The 19,375-nt window shown below is 36.7% G+C and carries 22 protein-coding genes; 6 read left to right on the plus strand and 16 right to left on the minus strand.

The genetic code is table 11. The annotated features are described in order from the left end of the window. Window positions 1–4: 4 nt before the first annotated feature. From KKI44_RS17595 to KKI44_RS17615, 5 genes are all read right to left on the minus strand, one after another. A complete protein-coding gene (locus KKI44_RS17595) occupies window positions 5–1,039 on the minus strand; it encodes a T9SS type A sorting domain-containing protein (protein WP_214588526.1) in 1,035 nt (344 codons plus the stop codon). Window positions 1,040–1,060: 21 nt separating this feature from the next. Beyond that, window positions 1,061–1,702 carry a hypothetical protein gene (locus KKI44_RS17600; RefSeq protein ID WP_214588527.1) on the minus strand — a complete coding sequence of 214 codons (642 nt, stop codon included), beginning with the start codon at window positions 1,700–1,702 and terminating at the stop codon, window positions 1,061–1,063. A gap of 131 nt (window positions 1,703–1,833) precedes the next feature. Then, window positions 1,834–2,586, minus strand: a complete 753-nt coding sequence (locus KKI44_RS17605) for an intradiol ring-cleavage dioxygenase (protein WP_250902092.1) — start codon at window positions 2,584–2,586, stop codon at window positions 1,834–1,836. A 228-nt stretch (window positions 2,587–2,814) separates the two neighbouring features. Further along, window positions 2,815–3,489 (minus strand): LytR/AlgR family response regulator transcription factor, encoded by a 675-nt coding sequence (locus KKI44_RS17610; RefSeq protein ID WP_214588528.1) that lies wholly within the window; start codon window positions 3,487–3,489, stop codon window positions 2,815–2,817. Window positions 3,490–3,497: 8 nt separating this feature from the next. Further along, complete coding sequence (locus tag KKI44_RS17615) at window positions 3,498–4,592, minus strand: sensor histidine kinase (protein ID WP_214588529.1); 1,095 nt, start codon at window positions 4,590–4,592, stop codon at window positions 3,498–3,500. Between the two features lie 121 nt (window positions 4,593–4,713). On the opposite strand from KKI44_RS17615, the gene KKI44_RS17620 reads away from it, so the two are divergent. Together KKI44_RS17620 and KKI44_RS17625 are read left to right on the plus strand one after the other, a co-directional pair. Next, the gene (locus tag KKI44_RS17620) at window positions 4,714–4,965 is read left to right on the plus strand and encodes a VF530 family DNA-binding protein (protein WP_214588530.1); all 252 of its coding nucleotides are present in this window, start codon (window positions 4,714–4,716) and stop codon (window positions 4,963–4,965) included. A gap of 80 nt (window positions 4,966–5,045) precedes the next feature. Next, window positions 5,046–5,546 carry a peptidylprolyl isomerase gene (locus tag KKI44_RS17625; protein ID WP_087711621.1) on the plus strand — a complete coding sequence of 167 codons (501 nt, stop codon included), beginning with the start codon at window positions 5,046–5,048 and terminating at the stop codon, window positions 5,544–5,546. Window positions 5,547–5,874: 328 nt separating this feature from the next. Here KKI44_RS17625 and KKI44_RS17630 read toward each other — a convergent pair whose 3' ends face one another. Further along, the gene (locus tag KKI44_RS17630; protein WP_214588531.1) at window positions 5,875–6,252 is read right to left on the minus strand and encodes a YchJ family protein; all 378 of its coding nucleotides are present in this window, start codon (window positions 6,250–6,252) and stop codon (window positions 5,875–5,877) included. A gap of 193 nt (window positions 6,253–6,445) precedes the next feature. Next, window positions 6,446–8,587, minus strand: a complete 2,142-nt coding sequence (locus KKI44_RS17635) for a M3 family metallopeptidase (protein WP_214588532.1) — start codon at window positions 8,585–8,587, stop codon at window positions 6,446–6,448. A gap of 59 nt (window positions 8,588–8,646) precedes the next feature. Between KKI44_RS17635 and KKI44_RS17640 the strand changes: the two genes are divergently transcribed. After that, window positions 8,647–9,465: a head GIN domain-containing protein gene (locus KKI44_RS17640; protein ID WP_214588533.1), complete on the plus strand. Its 819-nt coding sequence runs from the start codon at window positions 8,647–8,649 to the stop codon at window positions 9,463–9,465. A gap of 122 nt (window positions 9,466–9,587) precedes the next feature. Here KKI44_RS17640 and KKI44_RS17645 read toward each other — a convergent pair whose 3' ends face one another. The 5 genes from KKI44_RS17645 to KKI44_RS17665 form a co-directional block, all read right to left on the minus strand. Then, window positions 9,588–11,465, minus strand: a complete 1,878-nt coding sequence (locus tag KKI44_RS17645; protein ID WP_214588534.1) for a monovalent cation:proton antiporter-2 (CPA2) family protein — start codon at window positions 11,463–11,465, stop codon at window positions 9,588–9,590. A 6-nt stretch (window positions 11,466–11,471) separates the two neighbouring features. Continuing rightward, the gene (locus KKI44_RS17650; RefSeq protein WP_214588535.1) at window positions 11,472–11,993 is read right to left on the minus strand and encodes an NAD(P)H-dependent oxidoreductase; all 522 of its coding nucleotides are present in this window, start codon (window positions 11,991–11,993) and stop codon (window positions 11,472–11,474) included. A gap of 247 nt (window positions 11,994–12,240) precedes the next feature. Next, entirely contained in the window at window positions 12,241–13,059 is an 819-nt protein-coding gene (locus KKI44_RS17655) for a TPM domain-containing protein (RefSeq protein ID WP_214588536.1), read from the minus strand. After that, entirely contained in the window at window positions 13,040–13,471 is a 432-nt protein-coding gene (locus KKI44_RS17660) for a TPM domain-containing protein (RefSeq protein WP_214588537.1), read from the minus strand. Before KKI44_RS17660 ends, KKI44_RS17655 begins: the two co-directional genes overlap by 20 nt. Then, window positions 13,471–14,079 (minus strand): LemA family protein, encoded by a 609-nt coding sequence (locus KKI44_RS17665; RefSeq protein WP_214588538.1) that lies wholly within the window; start codon window positions 14,077–14,079, stop codon window positions 13,471–13,473. Before KKI44_RS17665 ends, KKI44_RS17660 begins: the two co-directional genes overlap by 1 nt. A 76-nt stretch (window positions 14,080–14,155) precedes the next feature. Here KKI44_RS17665 and KKI44_RS17670 point away from each other — a divergent pair, with 76 nt between their 5' ends. Together KKI44_RS17670 and KKI44_RS17675 are read left to right on the plus strand one after the other, a co-directional pair. Continuing rightward, complete coding sequence (locus tag KKI44_RS17670; RefSeq protein WP_214588539.1) at window positions 14,156–14,641, plus strand: dihydrofolate reductase; 486 nt, start codon at window positions 14,156–14,158, stop codon at window positions 14,639–14,641. Window positions 14,642–14,742: 101 nt separating this feature from the next. Continuing rightward, window positions 14,743–15,312 (plus strand): DUF2892 domain-containing protein, encoded by a 570-nt coding sequence (locus KKI44_RS17675; protein WP_214588540.1) that lies wholly within the window; start codon window positions 14,743–14,745, stop codon window positions 15,310–15,312. Between the two features lie 124 nt (window positions 15,313–15,436). Here the strand turns inward: KKI44_RS17675 and KKI44_RS17680 are convergent, their stop codons facing one another. From KKI44_RS17680 to KKI44_RS17695, 4 genes are all read right to left on the minus strand, one after another. Then, entirely contained in the window at window positions 15,437–16,069 is a 633-nt protein-coding gene (locus KKI44_RS17680) for a trimeric intracellular cation channel family protein (RefSeq protein WP_076393091.1), read from the minus strand. Window positions 16,070–16,108: 39 nt separating this feature from the next. Continuing rightward, window positions 16,109–16,471, minus strand: coding sequence for a four helix bundle protein (locus tag KKI44_RS17685; protein ID WP_214588541.1), 363 nt, complete (start codon window positions 16,469–16,471; stop codon window positions 16,109–16,111). A gap of 43 nt (window positions 16,472–16,514) precedes the next feature. Then, complete coding sequence (gene coaD, locus KKI44_RS17690; protein WP_076393087.1) at window positions 16,515–16,979, minus strand: pantetheine-phosphate adenylyltransferase; 465 nt, start codon at window positions 16,977–16,979, stop codon at window positions 16,515–16,517. 91 nt (window positions 16,980–17,070) lie between these two features. Beyond that, window positions 17,071–18,057: a D-alanine--D-alanine ligase gene (locus KKI44_RS17695; protein ID WP_214588542.1), complete on the minus strand. Its 987-nt coding sequence runs from the start codon at window positions 18,055–18,057 to the stop codon at window positions 17,071–17,073. A gap of 155 nt (window positions 18,058–18,212) precedes the next feature. Between KKI44_RS17695 and KKI44_RS17700 the strand changes: the two genes are divergently transcribed. Further along, window positions 18,213–19,322: a PASTA domain-containing protein gene (locus KKI44_RS17700; RefSeq protein WP_214588543.1), complete on the plus strand. Its 1,110-nt coding sequence runs from the start codon at window positions 18,213–18,215 to the stop codon at window positions 19,320–19,322. The last annotated feature ends 53 nt before the right edge of the window (window positions 19,323–19,375 follow it).

Below are 19,375 nucleotides of genomic sequence, written 5' to 3' on the forward strand. Positions count from 1 at the left end.
TGGATCAGTTTACAAGAACTTTAAGATTCTCTGTAAACGTTCCTTTCGTATTATCAATCGTAATTTTTGCGATATACATTCCGGATTTTAATTGGTTTTTGGTCATTTTGATCTGCTGACTTCCGGATGCAAGTTTTTGCTTGTCGATGACACTGAAAAGTTTTTTTCCGCTTACATCAAACAGTTCAATACTTACTGTTGATCTTTCGTTAAGAGTAATCGGGAAAATAGTCTCTTCTCTGAAAGGATTTGGATAATTCTGTCCCACATTAAAATTTTTGGTGTTTGTTGCTTCCTGAGTTCCTAAAACGGCTCCTGCTACATAAATGGTATGAGTTAAAATATATCCTGCTGATAAAGAGCCTGTTATCGTACTCATCTCATTGCTGGTTCCGTCTGAAAATACATTGTCACTGGCATTATAAGTATATCCTGTCATTCCTTTTGTATAGCCGTATGAAGTTCCGTTGACATTCACATTATAAACAGCACTGCTTGTTCCTTCCGGAAAAGCAATCTGAGTAACCAGAAGAGAAGTTCCGTCTGCTTTGTAAATATGAACATGAATGTGGGTGGCTCTGCTCTGATACCATCCCGGAAATATGCTCGTGAAACTTACAAGTCCGTTTGCATCCGTGGTCTGTCTTCCGCGAAGAAAATGATTGTTGGTGTAATTTGCAGCCTGCATTGCTGTACCTCCGTATTCGGAATAGTTTCCGTCTTTATCACAATGCCAAACGTCTACCAGAACTCCTTGATAGGCAGCGCAGTTTCCGTTGGTATTTTTTATATAAATATTCATCGTAAAGGCAACTCCGGTTCTGTCTCCCACAATATTGGTTTGTACCAGACTCGACGGAGTATGTGTAGGAAAAGGACCCTCTGTTTCTGAATTGGTTACACTGCAGGTTAAAACATTTTGAGAAGATTTTTCGGGCAGCATTTCCTCATGAAAAATTTCCGATCGGAGAAGAACAGGCGCAGCAACAGCTATTCCTGCCAGTCCGAATGAGTTTTTTAAAAAATTTTTTCTGTCCATGTATTTAGTTTTTATTTTAAATTAAACTTCAAGGAAAAGTAAAAGGGCATTTTCACTTAATGCTTCAAATTCCAGAGTTTCGATTTCAGAAATGATGATCGCGTCTCTGGTTTCTAAAAGTCTGTTCTGAAATTCAAAAGCACCGTTAATCACCATTCCGAAAATTGATTTTCCCTTGTGATGAAGAGCATATTCCTCTTCTTTTCTTCCTTCATACAATCCTATGAAATTGGGATATTCCAGTTTTTCAGAAATCTGTATCAAATGATTTCTACGGTCTATATTCAGATTTTCAATGCTGAAGAAATTATCTTTTTTAATACTTTTTAGTTCAAAAATCAGAATGTCGGCTTTCTCATCCGATTTGTTATTTCTAATGTTCAGCATATTACCTTCTTCAGACTTTAAAGTAAAAATATTTTCTGGAGAAAGAGGTTTCTCAAAATCGTTAATGTAAATTTCGCCGAAGAGCACAATGATGAGAACAGTAGAACTTTTTTGATATTTAAAATCAAATGTTCCGTTTTCCTCGAAAACAACTTCTGTTATTTTGTGCAATCCTGACTGTTCATCGGGAGTCATCTCGTTCAGAACATATGAGTTTTCTTTCCTCCAGACGGAAAGATCAGATTTAAAAATTCTGGATGGACTTTGAACTAACATTTTGATTGAATTTTTTTGAGGAATTCCACACTGCACAGATAAACACATCTAATCACTTCACACCCGCGTAAATCTGTGCTTTTTGTGGAAAACTAATAAACTAATAGTAAACAACCTCTGTTTTATTTTTACTAAGCCGAAACTTTTATCGTATGGGTAAGAGCATATCCCGCGCTTACACTTCCTGTAATCGTAGACATTTCATTAGATGTTCCGTCGCTGAATACATTATCACTTGCATTATAAGTATATCCGTTCATTCCTTTATATCCTGTACTTGAAGCTACCTGAACCACTGCGCTGTCATTTCCTTCCGGAAATGCAATCTGCGTTACCAGAAGAGATTGCCCTGCAGAATTATAAATATGAACATGAATGTGAGTGGCTCTTCCGCTGTACCATCCCGGAAATATACTTGTGAAAGAAACTTTTCCGTTGGCATCGGTTGTCTGCCTTCCTCTAAGGAAATGGTATGACGTATAATTGGCAGACTGCATCGCTGTTCCTCCATATTCAGAATAATTTCCTTCTTTATCACAATGCCAGATATCAACAATAGCTCCCTGAAGATTGGCACAGCTTGCATTGGTATTCTGAACGGTAATTGTAATCGTGAACGGAACACCAGTTCTGTCTCCTACAATATTAGTCTGTACAAGTGTAGAAGGTGATTTGGTAGGAAAAGGACCTTCAGTCTCGGAATTGGTAACAGAACATCCTGTTGAAGATGATCCGGAAGAAGAACCTGAACCTGAAGATGAGCTCGTTGTGGTATCCGCGATATCGTCATCACTTCCGCAATGTATCAAAATAGGAGCTGCTACCGCAGTAACACCTGCCAAACCAAGAGTTTTTAAAAACCCTTTTCTGTCTATTGTTTTCATAATATGTTTTTTTAAAGGTTACTATTTGAATGGTATTGATTCAATTATCAATTTCTGTATCAAATATATTTTGAAAAAAAAAGCTTATGAAATTTATGAGGTAAACAGTAAAAATGTGTCGGTAAATGAATTTTTTTTAAGAAATATTAAGAATAATATGAAAGGAATAGCAAAAATTTGCCGAATAGAAATTACCTCCTTTGGAGGGGTAGTTTAAGATGAATAAAATCATTTATTTACCAGTTTCATCACTGTATCTTTATATGTTTCCCCAATCGGAATGATAAATTCCCCAATGTGGATATTCCGGTTTACAATTGTTTTAATCAGGTTTATGGGAACAATATAAGAGCGGTGAACTCGTATAAAGTCTTTTTCTGAAAGTTTTTCCAGAATATTTTTCATAGAAGAACGTGCGGTAATCTTGGAATGATCTGCAAGATGAATCTGAATGTAATCGTCTAAACCTTCGATCAAAATAATATCATCAAAATTAATTTTATGAAGTTTATAATCTGCACGGATGGAAAGATATTTTACATCAGCAGATTCATTATTCACTTTTACTTTATCCACAGCCGCTTTAAATCGATCAAAAGAAAAAGGTTTTAATAAATAATCTATCGCATTGATACTGAAAGCATCCACTGCATATTCAGAATAAGCAGTGGTGAAAATAACCTTTATATTTTGAGAAATACTTTTATAAAAATCCATTCCGTTTCTGGAAGGCATTTCGATATCCAGAAAAATCAGATCAACAGGATATTTGTTGAGGTGCTTCTGTGCTTCGCTTTGTATATTGAAAGTTTTTTCCAGAGAAAGATTTTCAATTTTTCCGGCATAATTCTCAATAATTTTAAGCGCGAGAATCTCATCATCCAGTGCAATTGCTTTTATCATAATACTTTTCAGACTAAATTTATTTTTAAATCCACTTCGTACGTTTTTCTGTCATTATTTATTATGAGAGTCTGTTTTTCTCCATAAATCTGCTGCAGATGTTCAATCGTATTTTTCAGTCCCACTTTCAGGCTGTTTTCATCCGTTATGTTTTCGTTCACAATATTATTGAATACATTAAAATTTAAAGTACCTTCCTGAACTACAGCTTTTACATAAATTTTAGAATTTTTTTCCGCATTAAAACCGTATTTAAATGCATTTTCGATAAAATTAACCAAAATAAAAGGCGCAATTTTCAATCCCTGCGTTTCTCCAATCTCCGTATAGGAAAAATCTAAACTGCTGTCTGTTCTTATCAGCTGAAGCGAAATATAATCTTTTATGTATTCGATTTCCTGACTTAATTCAACAAAATCTTTACTGCTTTCCTGCACCACATAACGCATTACATTAGAAAGTTTTAAAACTCCTTCAGGCGTATCGTCAGATTTTAATAAAGCCAGAGAATAGATAGAATTCAAAATATTGAACAGAAAATGAGGCTGCAGCTGATATTTTAAATTCAACAGTTCAGCTTTTGCCTTTAATTTTTCCAGTTCCTCTTTCTCATTACTTCTATAAATAAAGAATGAGGATAAGAACGAAAAAAGAAATGGCAGCAGTGAAGCAAAAATTATCTGAAGGTAAGAACTGTCATTTCGTTTGGGACCGGAATTATCAAAAGGAGGTCTTCCATCCATTGGTGGCTGCGGAAATAAATTATTTTTAGGTGGCATTTCTTGTGGTTCCTTATGCATTTGAGAGGGAACACTCGTAAAATTATTTCCTGATGATATATAATAAGGTAAAAACACCATTACACCGAAAGATATCGAACTAGAGAGTAGAAAAGCGATATGTTTTTTCTGCCGGTAAAATTTCGGAAGAAAAATGTTAAGATTTACATAAAAAAAGATAATCACCAGCACAAAACGAATAAACTCCCTTTGAAAAGGAGGAACCCTGAAAACAGACAGTGTCCCGTCAAAATCCGGAGAAGAAACAATCGGGATTGTGAGAAGTAGAGGAATGAGGATAATGTGTGGTAAAAGCTTTTTCATTGAACGAAATTATTAAATTTGATTTATAATTTGTCGAAAATTATTAAAACAGTGGGCGTTTTTTTATTTTGTCTAAAAGTCATCTGTTTGTCATCCGATACAAATTCTCTACTTTTACAGCATGGAACAACAATCTAAAGATCCCCTTCACGGAAAAAGACTAGATGCCATTCTTGAAGAATTGGTGGAATATTATAACGGATTTGAAAAGCTTGGTGAAAAGATCAACATCCGATGTTTCACAGACAATCCGAGTATTAATTCATCTTTGAAATTTTTAAGAAAAACCGACTGGGCAAGATCGAAAGTAGAAAGTTTATATCTTTTTGTACAGAGAGAAAAAAAGCGTAACGAAAGAAAAAAAGACAGATAAATATTTCTTCGGTCAATGATTTCAAAAACAGTATCTTTGTGCCGTTAATCGTGAAAGAAATCACGAAAAAAGAATAAAATATGACAATCGAAAACAATCACGTTGTAGCTGTAAAGTATATCCTACATACTATTGAGCCGGATGGAAGTAAAATTCTTGTAGAAGAAACAACAGCAGAAAATCCACTTACATTTTTGTATGGAGTAGGAATGATGATTCCAAAATTTGAACAGAATATCCACGGCTTACAGGCTGGAGATAAAGCTGATTTTACGATTAAGCCTGAAGAAGCTTATGGTGAAAGACAGCCTGATGCAATCGCTCAGTTGCCGATCGATATGTTCCAGGAAGCAGGAATTCCGCCTGTAGGAGCAATTTTACCATTATCCGACAATCAGGGGAATAACTTTCAGGCAATTGTGGTTGAGGTAACTCCGGAAGCTGTAGTAGCAGATCTTAATCACCCGATGGCTGGGAAAACGTTAGATTTCCAGGTTGAAATCTTAAACACACGTCCTGCAACGGAAGAAGAGTTGTCTCACGGTCACGCTCACGGAGTAGACGGAAACGAAGCTCACTAAGAATTTTTCAATAAAATATGAATGTTCGGCAGAAATGCTGGACATTTTTTTTACACATAAGTTTTCAGTTCAAATCTTTGGAAATATTTTAGAAAACCTAAGCTGAAAATCAAAGATTTTTATGATTATCCGTAATTTGTCATAATTGGAAAAAGCTTTGAGTTCTTTGCTGAGTGAAACGCCTTTGCGAACTTAAAAACAGTTAGTATATAAAGAATCTTTGCGAGTCCTTTGCGTTAAAAAAACAGTATGTTTAATAGCGGGTAATCATAAAAATTTTTCATTTTGGGAATCAATAATCTGTGAAATTAGTGGGAAATTTTTTAATCTAATCAAGAAATTCACCGCTCACATAAAACCAGCGGTTCTGGATCATTTTAAAAGTAGATAATTCGTGATGAACATGGTTTTCTCCGTTTTCATCAGTGTAAAAAGCTTTGAATTCCACTTTATTCATAGAAGGTTTATTTACAATTTCCAGTTTTGTCCACTCATTAATTTCTCCCCATTCCTGTAAGTCTTTCGTATTGTGAAACTGCCTTTTACTCGGCGAAGTGGTTTCCATCAAATATTTTCCGTTCGGAATCGCAAACGCTGAAAATCTTGAACGCATCAATGCTTCTGCAGTCGGAGCAAATTTTTCTTTTGTATGATAAGGTTTACAGCATTCTTCGTACGTCTTTCCGGAACAGCAGGGACAGTTCATTGCTTTAAATTTTAAGAAACAAATTTACACTTTTTGCTAGCCACGAATTCAAGAATTTTTATCTTTTATAATTTTAAAATCTGGGTCATTTGCGAAATCCGCGAAATATTTAATTGTGTTATTAGTGAAAAATATTTGTGTCATTAGTGTTTGAATCAAAAAAAGCATCCAAAAATTGAATGCTTTTAAAAATTTATTTAATAAAACCTCTGTTTCTCAATAAAGGCTTAATATCCGGATCGTGTCCTGTAAAATCTCTGAATGCCTGATTCAAGTCAACAGAATTTCCTACAGACAGAATGTATTTTCTGAAACGGTCTCCGTTTTCTCTTGTCAATCCTCCATTTTTAGAAATCCATTCCCAGGCATCGTTATCCAGAGTTTCAGACCATAAATAAGCATAATATCCTGCAGAATAACCACCGCCCCAAATGTGTGCAAAATAAGGCGTATGATATCTTGGAGGAACTGTTGCCAAAGTAAATCCGTGCTTCGCTAAAGACTCTTTTTCGAAATCTAAAACTGGAATTAACTGATTTTCATTCGTCACCGTATGCCAATCCATATCAAGCTCTGCCGCAGAAACCAGTTCCGTGGTCATGTAACCCTGATTGAAAGTTGCCGCTTTTTTAATTTTATCAACCAAAGTTTGCGGAATGGGCTGTTTTGTTTCGTAATGTAAAGCGTAGTTCTTTAAAACGACCGGATCTAAAGCCCAGTGTTCGTTGATCTGTGAAGGGAATTCCACGAAATCTCTCGGTACGTTTGTTCCGGAAAGCGAAGGATATTTCTGACTGGCAAACATCCCGTGAATAGAATGTCCGAATTCATGGAAAATAGTGGAAACATCATCATAACTGATCAAAGAAGGTTTTCCGGGAGCCGGTTTCTGATAATTGTAGCAGTTTACAATTACAGGTTTTGTTCCCAGTAAATAAGACTGCTCTACAAAATTGTTCATCCATGCTCCTCCGTTTTTAGAATCCCTCGTGTAGAAATCCAGATAATAAATGGCAATGGATTTTCCGTCATGATCGAAAACTTCATACGTAACCACATCCGGATGATAAACCGGAAGATCCGTTCTCTTTTTGAAAGTTAATCCATAGAATTTTTCCGCAGCGAAGAACACGCCCTTCTCCAAAACGGTTGTAATTTCAAAATAAGGCTTTATTTCACTTTCATCAAGATCAAATTTTGCCTTTCTTACCTGTTCAGCGTAAAAATTCCAGTCCCATGGTTCAACCTTGAAACCTCCTTTCTGCTGATCGATCAGATCCTGAATGTCTTTTGCCTCACGTCTTGCCGTTTCTACCGCGGGAGTCGCAATCTGGTTCATTAATTTTGTTGCAGCTTCCGGTGTTTTTGCCATCTGATCCTGCAATTTCCATTCTGCGAAGCTTTTTTTACCTAAAACCTGAGCTTTTTTCAGTCTTAATTTCGCTAATTTTTCAATGGTTTCCCTTGTATCATTTCCATCCCCTTTTTCAGCTCTTGTCCATGATGCTTTGAAGAGTTTTTCTCTTGTTGCTCTGTTTTTAAGATTCTGTAAAAGAGGTTGTTGTGTTGTGTTTTGTAATGCTAAAAGATACTGTCCCGGTTTTCCTGCATTTTTGGCATCAGAAGCTGCCGCAGCAATTTCATCGGCGGAAAGTCCGTCCAGTTCCTTCACATCTGTAAAGAAAACGCCTCCTTGCTTTCTCGCTTCAAGCAATTTGTTGGAATATTGTGTAGACAATGAAGCCAGTTCCTGATTGATCTGCTTTAGTTTTTCTTTATCCGCAGAAGAAAGATTGGCTCCTGCAATTTCGAAATTCTGTTTGTAATATTGTAATAACCTTTTGCTTTCAGCGTCTAAACCGTTTTCAGAGATCGCTTTTATTCTTTTGTAAAGATTTTCATTCAGATACATTTTATCAGAATGGGCAGCAAAGATCGGTGCATATTCTTCATCAAGAGCCTGTAAAGTCGGATTTGTATTGGCGCTGGTAAGATTTGAAAATATGATTTGAGCTCTTTTCAGAACTTCACCGCTTTTTTCCAGAGCTACGATGGTGTTTTCAAACGTTGGTGCTTCAGAATTGTTGGCGATTTTTAAAATTTCAGCGTCATGCTGTTTCAGACCGAAATCAAAAGCGGGCTTAAAATGTTCATTCCTAATTTTATCAAATTCAGGAGCTTCATATTGAAGTTTGCTTCTTTTCATGAAAGGATTCGATGAAAGCGATGCGTCCGGAGCTGGAACTTCCTGTTGGCTATCGGTGTTTTTCATTGTTGTACATGATTGGTTGAATGCTAATGCAGAAATTAATAATACCGATGTAATATTTTTCATAAATTAGTTGTTAATAAAGGTATAAAGATACTTAAAACTTAATTCATAAAATAATAAACATGAGATCACAGACTATTTTTCTTTTTTCGGCGATAGCACTTCTGGCTTCTTGCGATAAAAATGACCGACATTATAACGGCAACGAACAGAAAAACTGGGTGGAAAAAGTAGTAACGAAAGACAACGGACCGATGAGCCATAAAGAAGTGACGGGTGATTTTGATGAAATCGAAGTTTCACAGGCAATCGAAGCTGAAGTGATAAAAGCAGATTTTGAAAAGGTAGTAATTTCTGCTCCGAAAAATATTATCGATGAGGTTCTGGTAGATAACAGTGGAGGAGAACTTCATATTCATTATAAATCAGGAATCCGTGTGATGGATTCCCATAATGTTTCTGCAAGAATTTACACAAAAGATTTTTCAAAATTAAATGCCAATTCTGCGGCAAGCATAAAAGTGAAGGATAAATTTGTACAGGATAAAATGGAAGTTGAGGTTTCCAGTTCAGGAGCTGTTTCCGGAGATCTTGAGGCGAATAAATTTACTATTTCCATAGACAGCAGCGGAAATTTCGACGGAAAAATCTGGGCGGTAGATCTTGATGTAGATGCTTCATCTGCGGCAAGTCTGGATCTTTCCGGTAAAGCTAAAAATGCTGAGATCAGTGCTTCATCAGGAAGCAGTGTTTCTGCCAAAGATGTTATAGTTCAGAATCTGAAAACAGATTCATCCAGCGGAGCGAGCGTAGACATCAGTGCTTCTTCTTCCATTAATGCAGAAGCATCTTCCGGCGGAAGCGTGAATGTGTATAAAAAAGGAAACGTTACCAATATTACCAAAAACGAAAGCAGTGGCGGAAGCGTATCGATTCAGTAATGTAATGCTTTGCTGAGTGAAATGCCATTGCGAACGGAAAATTAAACGTTTGAGATAAAAATCTTTGTGGAGATAGCGTTAAAATGATCACTGATTAGTTTATTTAAATCAAATGTAAGCTATTAATTTTCATCTTCATCCTCTTCATCATTAGAAGAATCTTCCCATTGCTGATTATCAAAATTAAGATTATCATACGCCAGTAATTCCTCCTCTCGCAGGAGGATTTCTTTTGTGGTAAAAAGATGAATTTCATCATCATGATCCGATTTTGCCAATTTTCGGATCGAAGCTTTATCGATGGTCATAAATCTCTGTCCGAGACGTCTTGCTGCGTATTTCCGCATTCCGGTTGCATGAAGAACGTCGACTGCCATATCTACTGCGGTTCCCAGAGTTTCACGGTAGATATTATGAATTCCGCTGTTTAAATATTCATAAGAATCTATTCTGTTTTTGGCACGCACAAAGATTTTTACCTGTGGATAATTTTCTCTTACAATATCGGCAACAAATTTATTGTCATCGGGATCATCAAGACACAGCACCAGAATTTCGGCATCTTCAATTCCTGCTGCCCGTAATGTGGGGATTTTGGTAGCATCGCCATAATACACCTTAAAACCGTAACTTCTCAATAATTTTACACGGTCAGAATCCCGGTCTAAAACCGTTGCCGGAATTTTATTCGCTTTTAAAAGTCTTCCGACCGTACTTCCGAAATGTCCGAATCCTACGATGATGATTTTCTTTTGCTGAATATTACCGTCCAGAATATTAAAATCATTATCGGGATCAGGAACTTCTTTTATGAATCTCGGAGTAATAAGTTTATCATTAATAATTAATAGAAACGGCGTGATGCACATGGTTATTGCCGTTACAGCCATCATCTGCGCATTGAGTTCCGAAGGCAGAAGATAAAGACTTGAAGCATAATTAATGAGGACAAAAGCAAATTCTCCCACCTGCGAAAGCGCAAAAGCATAAAACAGGCTTTGTGGGGTATCTATTTTGAAAAACTTTCCGATAAGAAATAAAACAAGGAATTTTATGGCTAAAACTGCAAAAACGGTGGTGAAAATAAAAGTAGGATCTTTCTGAATGACGTTAAAATTCATCGTGGAACCTACACTTACAAAAAATACGGCAAGCAATAATCCTTTGAATGGATCAATCTGTGCTTCCAGTTCGTGGCGGAATTCGCTGTTGGCTAACATGACTCCTGCAAGGAAAGCTCCTAAAGCGGGAGACAAACCAATAGCAACCATCAGTTCTGAAACTCCGATGACCAAAAATAGGGAAGAGGCTGTTAAAAGCTCCGACATTCCGGATTTCGAGACATATCTTAAAAAAGGAACAAAAACATACCGCCCCAGTAAAATTAAAATAACCACTCCCAAAATAACGGTCGCGAACTGCATCCATTCCGGAAGAGTCTGTATGAGCACCTGAATTTCGTTATCGTGATGTCTGGATTTGTAATTGGCAATTAACGGAAGGATTGCTAAAATAGGAATCACCGCAATATCCTGAAACAGTAAAGTGGAAAAAGATGCTTCTCCGGCTAAGGTTTTTAAGTTGTTTTTTTCCTGTAAAGTCTGCAGCACGATTGCTGTGGAAGACAAAGCGAAACACATGGCGATAGCAATGGCTTTATCAATCTTCCAGCCTGTCCAGATAAATACGAGAAATAGGAGGGAAATCGTTAAAAGCATCTGCGTTAAGCCGAGTCCGACAATCTTCTTCCGCATATCCCAGAATTTTCGGGGTTCCAGCTCCAGACCGACTAAAAATAAAAGCATGATAACTCCAAATTCACTGGCGTGCATAATGTCGTTAACATCTTTTCCCGTTAATTTTAAAACATAAGGTCCAATAATAATTCCGCCTGCAATATACCCGATGACAGAACTCAGCCCGAATTTTCTAGCCAGCGGAACCATAATGATGGCTACGCCTAAGAAAATAAGAGTGTTCATTGCTAAGCTTGTTTCCATAAATTTTTATTGGTTGAGAAGTTCTACAAACTGCTGTTTGTGTACGATAATTTCTTTTTTTGAGAGTTTGTTGGCTTCGTAAACGATTTTGATATTCTTAATGTTCGCTTTAAAAACATTCAGAGAGACGATAAGTCCGCTGATGAGTTCCTCTACCGTAAACTTATACGTTCCTTCCTTGCTGAACGATCTTTCTTTTCCGCCTGTGGTTACCAGAATGTAAACTTCTTTACCTTCCAAAGGATTGTGATGATCTTCTTTAAGCCAGTCGCGGTCGAAAACTTCATCGATCCAGAGTTTTAACAAAGGCGGCATTCCGAACCAGATGAGCGGAAACTGGAAAATAAAACGATCGTAATTTTTTATTCTTTTTCTTTCCCTGAAAGCGGCAATATGAAAATTAGGATATTCTTCATAAATATCCCGAAGGGTAAAATGCTGATGACGGACATAGAAATTAATGAGCTCTGCATTCGAGTTGGAATGCTCTAAATAAGGATGCGCAAAAACTACCAACGTCTTCTTCATAAACCTGTTTTACGTAAATATAATGAAAAATTTTTGAAGTAAAGGAGGGTTTTGTAGCAGTTTAATAATTTTTTAATAGTAAAAAGGATGTTTTTAATGATATAAATGGAATAAATGAGTTTGATTTTTAACGTATTAAAATTTTAAAAAGCTGATAAATAAAAAAATCGATCAAAATGACCGATTATTTATTGTATTTGTTTATTTCAATTTAAAAACTGAGAAATTTAAAACAGAAACTAAAATTCTACCAACCTCCTGAAGCACCGCCGCCTCCGAAACTTCCGCCTCCGCCGAAGCCTCCAAAACCGCCGCCTCCGCCTCCGGAACTTCCACCACCAAATCCACCGCCGCCAAAGCTGCCCGGAAAAGGGAAAAATCCACCCGGATAATTTCTGCGACCTCTTCTGGAAAGTATTACATCGTCGTCGTCATAATTTCCGCCGCCTTTTCCTCCTCCTTTGTTTCCGAATAGGATGGCAATAATAATGAAGATAACAAATGCAATGATGATAATTTTAAAAATACTTCCGTCTCCATTTCCGCTTTCACGGTTGTTCAAAGGTTTAAATTTCCCCTGAACCGCTTCCATAATTGCCGATGTCCCGCCATTAATGCCTTCGTACCATTCGCCTTGCTTAAAATGAGGAGTCACAATATAGTCCAATATCTGTCCGGCAACAGATGCGGTAAGATATTGTTCCACCGCTCTTCCCTGCTGGATAGACATGGTGTGGTCTTCGGTTGCAATAAGGAAAACGATTCCGTTGTCGACATCTTTTTTTCCGATTCCCCATTTTTCACCAAACATGGTTGCCAGAAAATTAATGTCTTCTCCTTTTGTAGACGGAATAATAACCACTTCAATCTCTGTTGAGGTAGAGTCTGCAAATGCGATCAGTTTTTTATTAAGCGCATCTTTTTCCTCCTTCTTCAGAAGATTGGCATCGTCATAAACGGGATACAGAACGTCTGGTTTTGGAGGAATGGTATATTGTGCCGATACAAAAGTGTAAAAGCATAACAGCAAAAATGAAAAAACTATTTTAAGAGAACGTAATTTCATTAGGAAGTTCGTTGTGATTTTCTCCCGTTACAGGAAAATATTTTTTTAGTTCCAGTCCGGTTTCCAGAATTCCGCTTTTTAAAGCCTGATAATAATTTCCTTTGGCAAATTCAGACGTAATATAGTCGTGCAGATGATCCCAGTAAGACTGGCTTACTTTTGCATGAATTCCGGTATCTCCGATGATGGTAAGATATTTCTGTTCGAAATTGACATGAAAAAGCACCGCATTTCTTTCTTTGGTTTTATTCAGGCATAACTCTTCAAAAACTTTGAAAGCTATTTCTGCATTGTCTTCATCCGTATTGGAATCGATATGCACCCTGATCTCGCCGGTAGAATTTTCTTCTGCTGACTGAATAGCTTCCACGAGGGAAGCTATCTGCTGATTTGTTAAGAAACTGGTTGCCATTATTCCGAGAATACTTCAGGTGCCTTTTCTGCTCCTGCTTCCGCTTTGAACAAAGGTTTTTCTTTAAAGTTGGTGAAATTCGCCAGAATATTATTCGGGAATTGCTTTATGGATACATTATAATCTTTTGCTGCATCATTGTAGTAAACAGTTTCTGTTCTGATGCTGTTTTCTATCGCGATATACTCTCTCTGGAAATTAATGTATTGCTGATCTGCTTTTAAATTAGGATAAGATTCCACCACTGCCATCAATCTGCTTAAAGCTCCGGATAATTCTCCCTGTGCAGCCTGAAATTTAGCAATATCCTGCTCAGTCATATTGGTAGGATCAATATTGATAGAAGTTGCTTTAGAACGTGCCTCAACAACTTTCGTTAAGGTTTCCTGCTCGAATTTGGAATAAGATTTTACCGTTCTTTCAAGATTCGGGATAAGATTTGCTCTTTTCTGATAAACAGTTTCTACGTTAGACCATTTTGCATTAACCGTCTGTTCCTTGTCTACAAAGCTGTTGTAGCCACTTTTGCCCCAGAAGAAAATAACTGCGACAATAATAAGTAGAGCGATACCAATAGTTCCTGCGCTCAGACAACCTTTATTTTTCATAGTTTGAATTTTTTTAATATGTTTTGTGCTAACCAAATATACAAATTATGTGCTAATTTTGTAAAAATTTATTTGAATGACAACAATTGTGGTGGCAATGGGAGAGAAGAACGAAATTGGTTTTGAAAATCAGTTGCTTTGGCATCTTCCTAAAGATCTGAAACATTTTAAAGAGATTACTTCGGGACATCCGGTGATCATGGGGAGAAAGACATATGAAAGTATCGGGAAACCGCTTCCCAACCGTACCAATATTGTTGTGTCCAGAAAAACCGACTGGTTCGAAGAAGGGATTTTAATCGTCGGAAGCATTAAAGAAGCCGTAAAATTTGCTAAAAAGATAGATGAAGAAGTTTTCATCATCGGAGGCGGAAAAATTTATGAACAGACGATGGATATTGTTGATAAACTGGAAGTAACTTTGGTAAAAGCTGATCTTCAAGCCGATACTTTTTTTCCAAAAATCGATCCGAAGATCTGGAAAAAAACAGACGAAATCTGCCATGAGAAAGACGAAAAAAATCAGTATGATTTCTGTTTTCAAACGTTTGAAAGAATTTAATGTTTAAAGTTCTCAGTTCAGGATTTAATACGAAACTTTAGACGCTGAACCTTAAACTTTGAATCTTAAATTTCTTATCTTTGCACTTCTAAAATTTAATAATGAATAAATATATAAAAATTGCAGTTGCAGCGGTTCTTATTCTTTTAGGACTGTATATGATGTTCTTTACGAGAAACTTAGGCTGGGGAATCGTTGTGTTCCTTTTGGCTGCAGCACCTATTCTGCTTTTCTTTAAAAATGAATATATTCTTTTGGCTTTCTGGCAGTTGAGAAAGCAGAATATGGAAAAAGCAGGAGAGTGGCTTAAAAATATCACAGATTACAAAAAACAACTTCATAAAACGCAGTATGGATATTTCCACTATTTAATGGGATTAACACAAGCTCAGGATCATCCTACAAAAGTGGAACCTTTCATGAAAAAAGCTTTGGAGTATGGTCTTAACATGAAGCATGACAGAGCTATGGCAACTTTAAATCTTGCTGCAGCAGCAATTTCTAAAGGAAGAAAACAGGAAGGACAAAAACTTCTGGACGAAGCAAAACGATTAGACAGTGCAGGAATGATGACCGACCAGATTAAAATGATGAAGGAGCAATTGAAAATGCCAACGATGCAGAAACATATGCATAACCCGAATATGAGAAACAGAGGGAAATTCTTTTAATGAATAACCTGATCAAAAATAAAAGCATCTAAATTTTTTAGGTGCTTTTTTGTTATCAATAGGGACGGGATTTAGCCCGGCTTATGGGTGCAAAGTTGACGGCTTCAGCCAAATAAATCGGCAGTTACATCTCAGAGTTATTCTCATACCCGTAAAATTTCGGGATTTGCCAATGATATTTCACGGCTAAAGTTCTTATGGAAACAATTAATAGAATGGTGAAAATCTGAACGATAGTATACGTTAAAGTCGTAAATTTTGTCAGCAGTAAAAAAGCTGAACCTCCCACAATACAAGCGGTTGCATAAATTTCTTTCCTGAAAATTAAAGGAATTCTGTTGAGCAATATATCCCTGATAATTCCACCGAAACAACCTGTAATTGTTCCCAATCCGATACAGATTAATGGATGAATATCTGCATTTAAACCCTTCTGAACGCCAATAATCGTAAACAATCCCAGCCCGAAACTGTCAAAAATAAATAAAGTAACCCGAAAGTTTTTTTCAAAAGATTTAAAAATCATGGTGAAAATACTGGTCAGAATAATCAATGCGCACGTAAGTAAATCATGCATCCAGAAAACCGGAATATCAAGCAGAAGATCTCTCACGGTTCCACCGCCGACAGAAGTTACAAAAGCAATAATCAGAACACCGAAAGGATCGAGCCGTTTCTGCATTGCCGCAAAACTTCCCGACATCGAAAATGATATCGTTCCCAAAACTTCTATGGCAAAATTAAACTGTTCGTGCATGTGTTATAGGTAATGAGTAATCGGTAATAAGTAATATGATTACAGTGTTGTATTTTGAGATAATTTAAATTTATAAGCAGTCATTACTTTTACTAATTCATCACATTCTGATCTTAAATGTGAGATTTTTCCGGAATCTAAATATTCCAGCTCATCAATTATTTCTAACCAGAATTGAGTTTCATCAATTTCTTCTACAACAATGCAGATTTTAGCAAATCTTTCCTTTTCGGATCTTGCTCTCGCAACTGCTCTGTAATTAGCAGCTACAGAAGTTGCTGATCTTATAATTTGTTTTCTGATTACTGAAAGATCATCAGAATATGGTAATGGTGATAACGATTTAATAATGGAAATCGAAAAATCTTTAGTTCGATCTCTAAATAACTGATTAAAATCCATAGTTGTAAAAATTACTCATTACTAATTACCCATTACTCATTACTTATAATTGCACTCTCACCGAATCCGGAACCAACAGCTCATATTCTCCGCCGTGATTGATGATTTCTCTTACAATGCTGCTGCTGATGAAAGACTTTCCGGAAGAGGTCAATAAAAATACCGTTTCCAGTTTTTTGTGCGCTAAAGTTCTGTTGGTGTGAGCAATCGCTTTTTCAAACTCAAAATCCGCAGGATTTCTTAAACCTCTAATGATATACTGTGCATTTTTTTCGAAGCAGTAATCAACAGTCAAACCTTCAAAATAATCTACTTCCACGTTTGGGAATTCTGCAACTGAGTTTTGGATGAATTCCATTCTTTTCTCTAGCGGAAACATATATTTTTTCTGAGAATTCTGCCCGATAGCAATAATCAGTTTATCAAAAAGCGGTGCCGCTCTCTCAATGATATCGTAATGTCCTAAAGTAATCGGATCGAATGACCCCGGAAAAACAGCAATTTTCATGCGTGATAAATTATAGTTATAAATTATGAAAGATGAGGTGAGAAATATAGAGAGATAAACTGCCGGCTTCTATCCTTCATCTTTCAGCCTTTTAATTTTTTTGTAAAGCTTTTTCAACCTCGTTTCCGCAAAGATCTGTGATGGAAATTCCGTAGATTTTTGCTTGCTGCGGAAGAATACTTGCAGGAGAAAATCCGGGGTTCGTATTCATTTCCAGCATATAAGGAATTCCGTTCATCAGAATATATTCACTTCTTGAGAAACCACTCATCCCAAGAGAATTGTAGGCTCTTTTTGCAATTTCCTCTACGCGGATTCTTGTTTCATCGTCGATTCTTGCTGGTGTAATTTCCTCAGAAGCTCCTTCGTATTTGGCTTCATAGTCAAAAAATTCGTTGGTAGGAACGATTTCTGTAATTCCCAGAACAATTGTTTCTCCTTTATAATCGATCACACCCACAGAAACTTCCATTCCGTCAAGAAAACTTTCAATTAATATTTCGTCATCTTCTTTGAAAGCAATTTCAGTGGCAGCAAGGAATTCAGCCTTTTCTTTTACTTTAGAAATCCCCAAAGATGATCCCGACTGATTGGGTTTCACAAAAACAGGCAAGCCAAGAGTTTCTATAATTTCATCAACCTTAATTTCTTCTCCTTTTCTTAGATAAACACTCTTCGCAGAAGGAATTCCGTATTTTGAAAGAACCGCTAAAGTATCTTTTTTATTGAATGTTAAAGCACTCTGATAAAAATCACATCCCGTATATTTCTGTCCGATCGCGTCCCAGTACGCCTGAAGAATTCCGTTTTCGCCCGGTGTTCCGTGGATGATATTGAAGCAGACATCAAATTTCAATGTTTCATTTTCATGTAAAGTCACAGAAAAATCTCCTTTGTTTACAGGAAATTTCTGCTCATTTTCGCCTAAAAAATACCATTCATCTTTCAGGATAACTACTTTATATACATCGTAAAGATTTCTGTCTAAAGAATCATAGATTAATTGTCCGCTTTTCAATGATACAACATATTCGTCTGAATAGCCTCCCATCACTACGGCAACTTGTTTTTTGCTCATTTTTGTTTAGTATCAGTTAAGGCAAATTTAATGATTTTATACAACGCGTAAACGTAAATCCTGAAATTTTAAAATCAAAAGTGAAATGTGTTAAATTAAAAGCACATTCTAAAATTATTAATTATATTTGCTGTCTAATTATAGTCATTTTAAGTATGCTTAAATCACTTTTCAATTGGAAAGTTTTACTGAACTTAGTCGTAGCCATCGGTGTTTTTGTGGGGTTGGTTTGGCTTACGTTTCGTTGGTTAGAATATCATACCAATCATGGTCAGGAAATTCCCGTTCCAAATATCGTTAATAAATCTGTACAGGAAGCCATCAAAATATTGGATGATTCGGGATTGGAATATGAAGTGGACAGTTTTAACTATGATCCCAAATACAGACCTTTTCAGGTGTTACAGGTGTATCCGGTTCCGGGTTCCCGTGTAAAAGACGGAAGAGCGATCCAGTTAAGAGTAAATCCAAGAACCTGGGCTAAAGTTGAAGTTCCGGATGTAATCAATAAATATTCAGGTCTTGCTTTCCAGCGTTTGGAACAGGTAGGTCTGAAAGTTGGAGACACCATCTTCGAGCCAAGCATTCAGAAAGATGCGGTTATCCGAATTTTATATAACGGAAATGAAGTAAAACCAAAAACTAAACTGGCGAGATTCTCTGTGGTGGATGTAGTTATTGGTTCAGGACCATTACGAAATATAGCGATTCCTAATGTAGTGGGATTAACAGTGAAGGAAGCGAGACAGGTTATTGCGAGAAGTATGTTTGAAGTGGGTCTTGTGGACCACGAAGACGGAAGCAAAGATGAATCTGATGTTATCTATTATCAGGATCCTGCAGCCGGAGATGTCCGGGATCAGGGAATGCAGATTGATCTTTGGGCAAGTAAGAAAACACTGGCTGAATTGAGTGCAAAAATAGAACAGCTGAATTCTACCTACAGAATGAAAGTAGACACTGCTCTGCCTCCAATCCAGTATCAGGAAATGCCAGTTCGTCAGGAACCGTCACAGGATATTCCTCCGCCGCCTGTAACTCCGAAAAGGGAAACCCCTAAACCGTCTACAGATGCAGCAAAAACAGATGCTTCTAAAACCACGGTAAAATCAACGAAACCGGTAACTGAAAATAAACCAAAGACTACTACTTCTAATACAGGTAGTAGTTCTGGTAATAACCAGCCAGCGAGCAGCAATAAATCTGCAGCAACTCCTGCAAAACCTGCAGAAAAGCCTAAAGCTAAAAAGATGGTTATAGAATAAAACGATAAATATTATAAAAAATACAGGCTTCAACTTTCATTATGTTGAAGCCT

This window comes from Chryseobacterium sp. ZHDP1, from assembly GCF_018603435.1.
In the GTDB taxonomy this organism is placed as follows: Bacteria; Bacteroidota; Bacteroidia; order Flavobacteriales; family Weeksellaceae; genus Chryseobacterium; species Chryseobacterium indicum.

Excerpts from the sequence above, each read along its gene's own strand:
- coaD (WP_076393087.1), bottom strand. The coding sequence starts at position 16,979 with ATGAAAATTGCTGTTTTTCCGGGGTCATTCGATCCGATTACTTTAGGA.
- KKI44_RS17605 (WP_250902092.1), bottom strand. The coding sequence starts at position 2,586 with ATGAAAACAATAGACAGAAAAGGGTTTTTAAAAACTCTTGGTTTGGCA.
- KKI44_RS17640 (WP_214588533.1), top strand. The coding sequence starts at position 8,647 with ATGAGATCACAGACTATTTTTCTTTTTTCGGCGATAGCACTTCTGGCT.
- KKI44_RS17700 (WP_214588543.1), top strand. The coding sequence starts at position 18,213 with ATGCTTAAATCACTTTTCAATTGGAAAGTTTTACTGAACTTAGTCGTA.
- KKI44_RS17645 (WP_214588534.1), bottom strand. The coding sequence starts at position 11,465 with ATGGAAACAAGCTTAGCAATGAACACTCTTATTTTCTTAGGCGTAGCC.
- KKI44_RS17655 (WP_214588536.1), bottom strand. The coding sequence starts at position 13,059 with ATGAAATTACGTTCTCTTAAAATAGTTTTTTCATTTTTGCTGTTATGC.
- KKI44_RS17595 (WP_214588526.1), bottom strand. The coding sequence starts at position 1,039 with ATGGACAGAAAAAATTTTTTAAAAAACTCATTCGGACTGGCAGGAATA.
- KKI44_RS17675 (WP_214588540.1), top strand. The coding sequence starts at position 14,743 with ATGAATAAATATATAAAAATTGCAGTTGCAGCGGTTCTTATTCTTTTA.
- KKI44_RS17685 (WP_214588541.1), bottom strand. The coding sequence starts at position 16,471 with ATGGATTTTAATCAGTTATTTAGAGATCGAACTAAAGATTTTTCGATT.
- KKI44_RS17660 (WP_214588537.1), bottom strand. The coding sequence starts at position 13,471 with ATGGCAACCAGTTTCTTAACAAATCAGCAGATAGCTTCCCTCGTGGAA.
- KKI44_RS17665 (WP_214588538.1), bottom strand. The coding sequence starts at position 14,079 with ATGAAAAATAAAGGTTGTCTGAGCGCAGGAACTATTGGTATCGCTCTA.
- KKI44_RS17670 (WP_214588539.1), top strand. The coding sequence starts at position 14,156 with ATGACAACAATTGTGGTGGCAATGGGAGAGAAGAACGAAATTGGTTTT.
- KKI44_RS17650 (WP_214588535.1), bottom strand. The coding sequence starts at position 11,993 with ATGAAGAAGACGTTGGTAGTTTTTGCGCATCCTTATTTAGAGCATTCC.
- KKI44_RS17600 (WP_214588527.1), bottom strand. The coding sequence starts at position 1,702 with ATGTTAGTTCAAAGTCCATCCAGAATTTTTAAATCTGATCTTTCCGTC.
- KKI44_RS17680 (WP_076393091.1), bottom strand. The coding sequence starts at position 16,069 with ATGCACGAACAGTTTAATTTTGCCATAGAAGTTTTGGGAACGATATCA.
- KKI44_RS17620 (WP_214588530.1), top strand. The coding sequence starts at position 4,714 with ATGGAACAACAATCTAAAGATCCCCTTCACGGAAAAAGACTAGATGCC.
- KKI44_RS17625 (WP_087711621.1), top strand. The coding sequence starts at position 5,046 with ATGACAATCGAAAACAATCACGTTGTAGCTGTAAAGTATATCCTACAT.
- KKI44_RS17615 (WP_214588529.1), bottom strand. The coding sequence starts at position 4,592 with ATGAAAAAGCTTTTACCACACATTATCCTCATTCCTCTACTTCTCACA.
- KKI44_RS17635 (WP_214588532.1), bottom strand. The coding sequence starts at position 8,587 with ATGAAAAATATTACATCGGTATTATTAATTTCTGCATTAGCATTCAAC.
- KKI44_RS17630 (WP_214588531.1), bottom strand. The coding sequence starts at position 6,252 with ATGAACTGTCCCTGCTGTTCCGGAAAGACGTACGAAGAATGCTGTAAA.
- KKI44_RS17695 (WP_214588542.1), bottom strand. The coding sequence starts at position 18,057 with ATGAGCAAAAAACAAGTTGCCGTAGTGATGGGAGGCTATTCAGACGAA.
- KKI44_RS17610 (WP_214588528.1), bottom strand. The coding sequence starts at position 3,489 with ATGATAAAAGCAATTGCACTGGATGATGAGATTCTCGCGCTTAAAATT.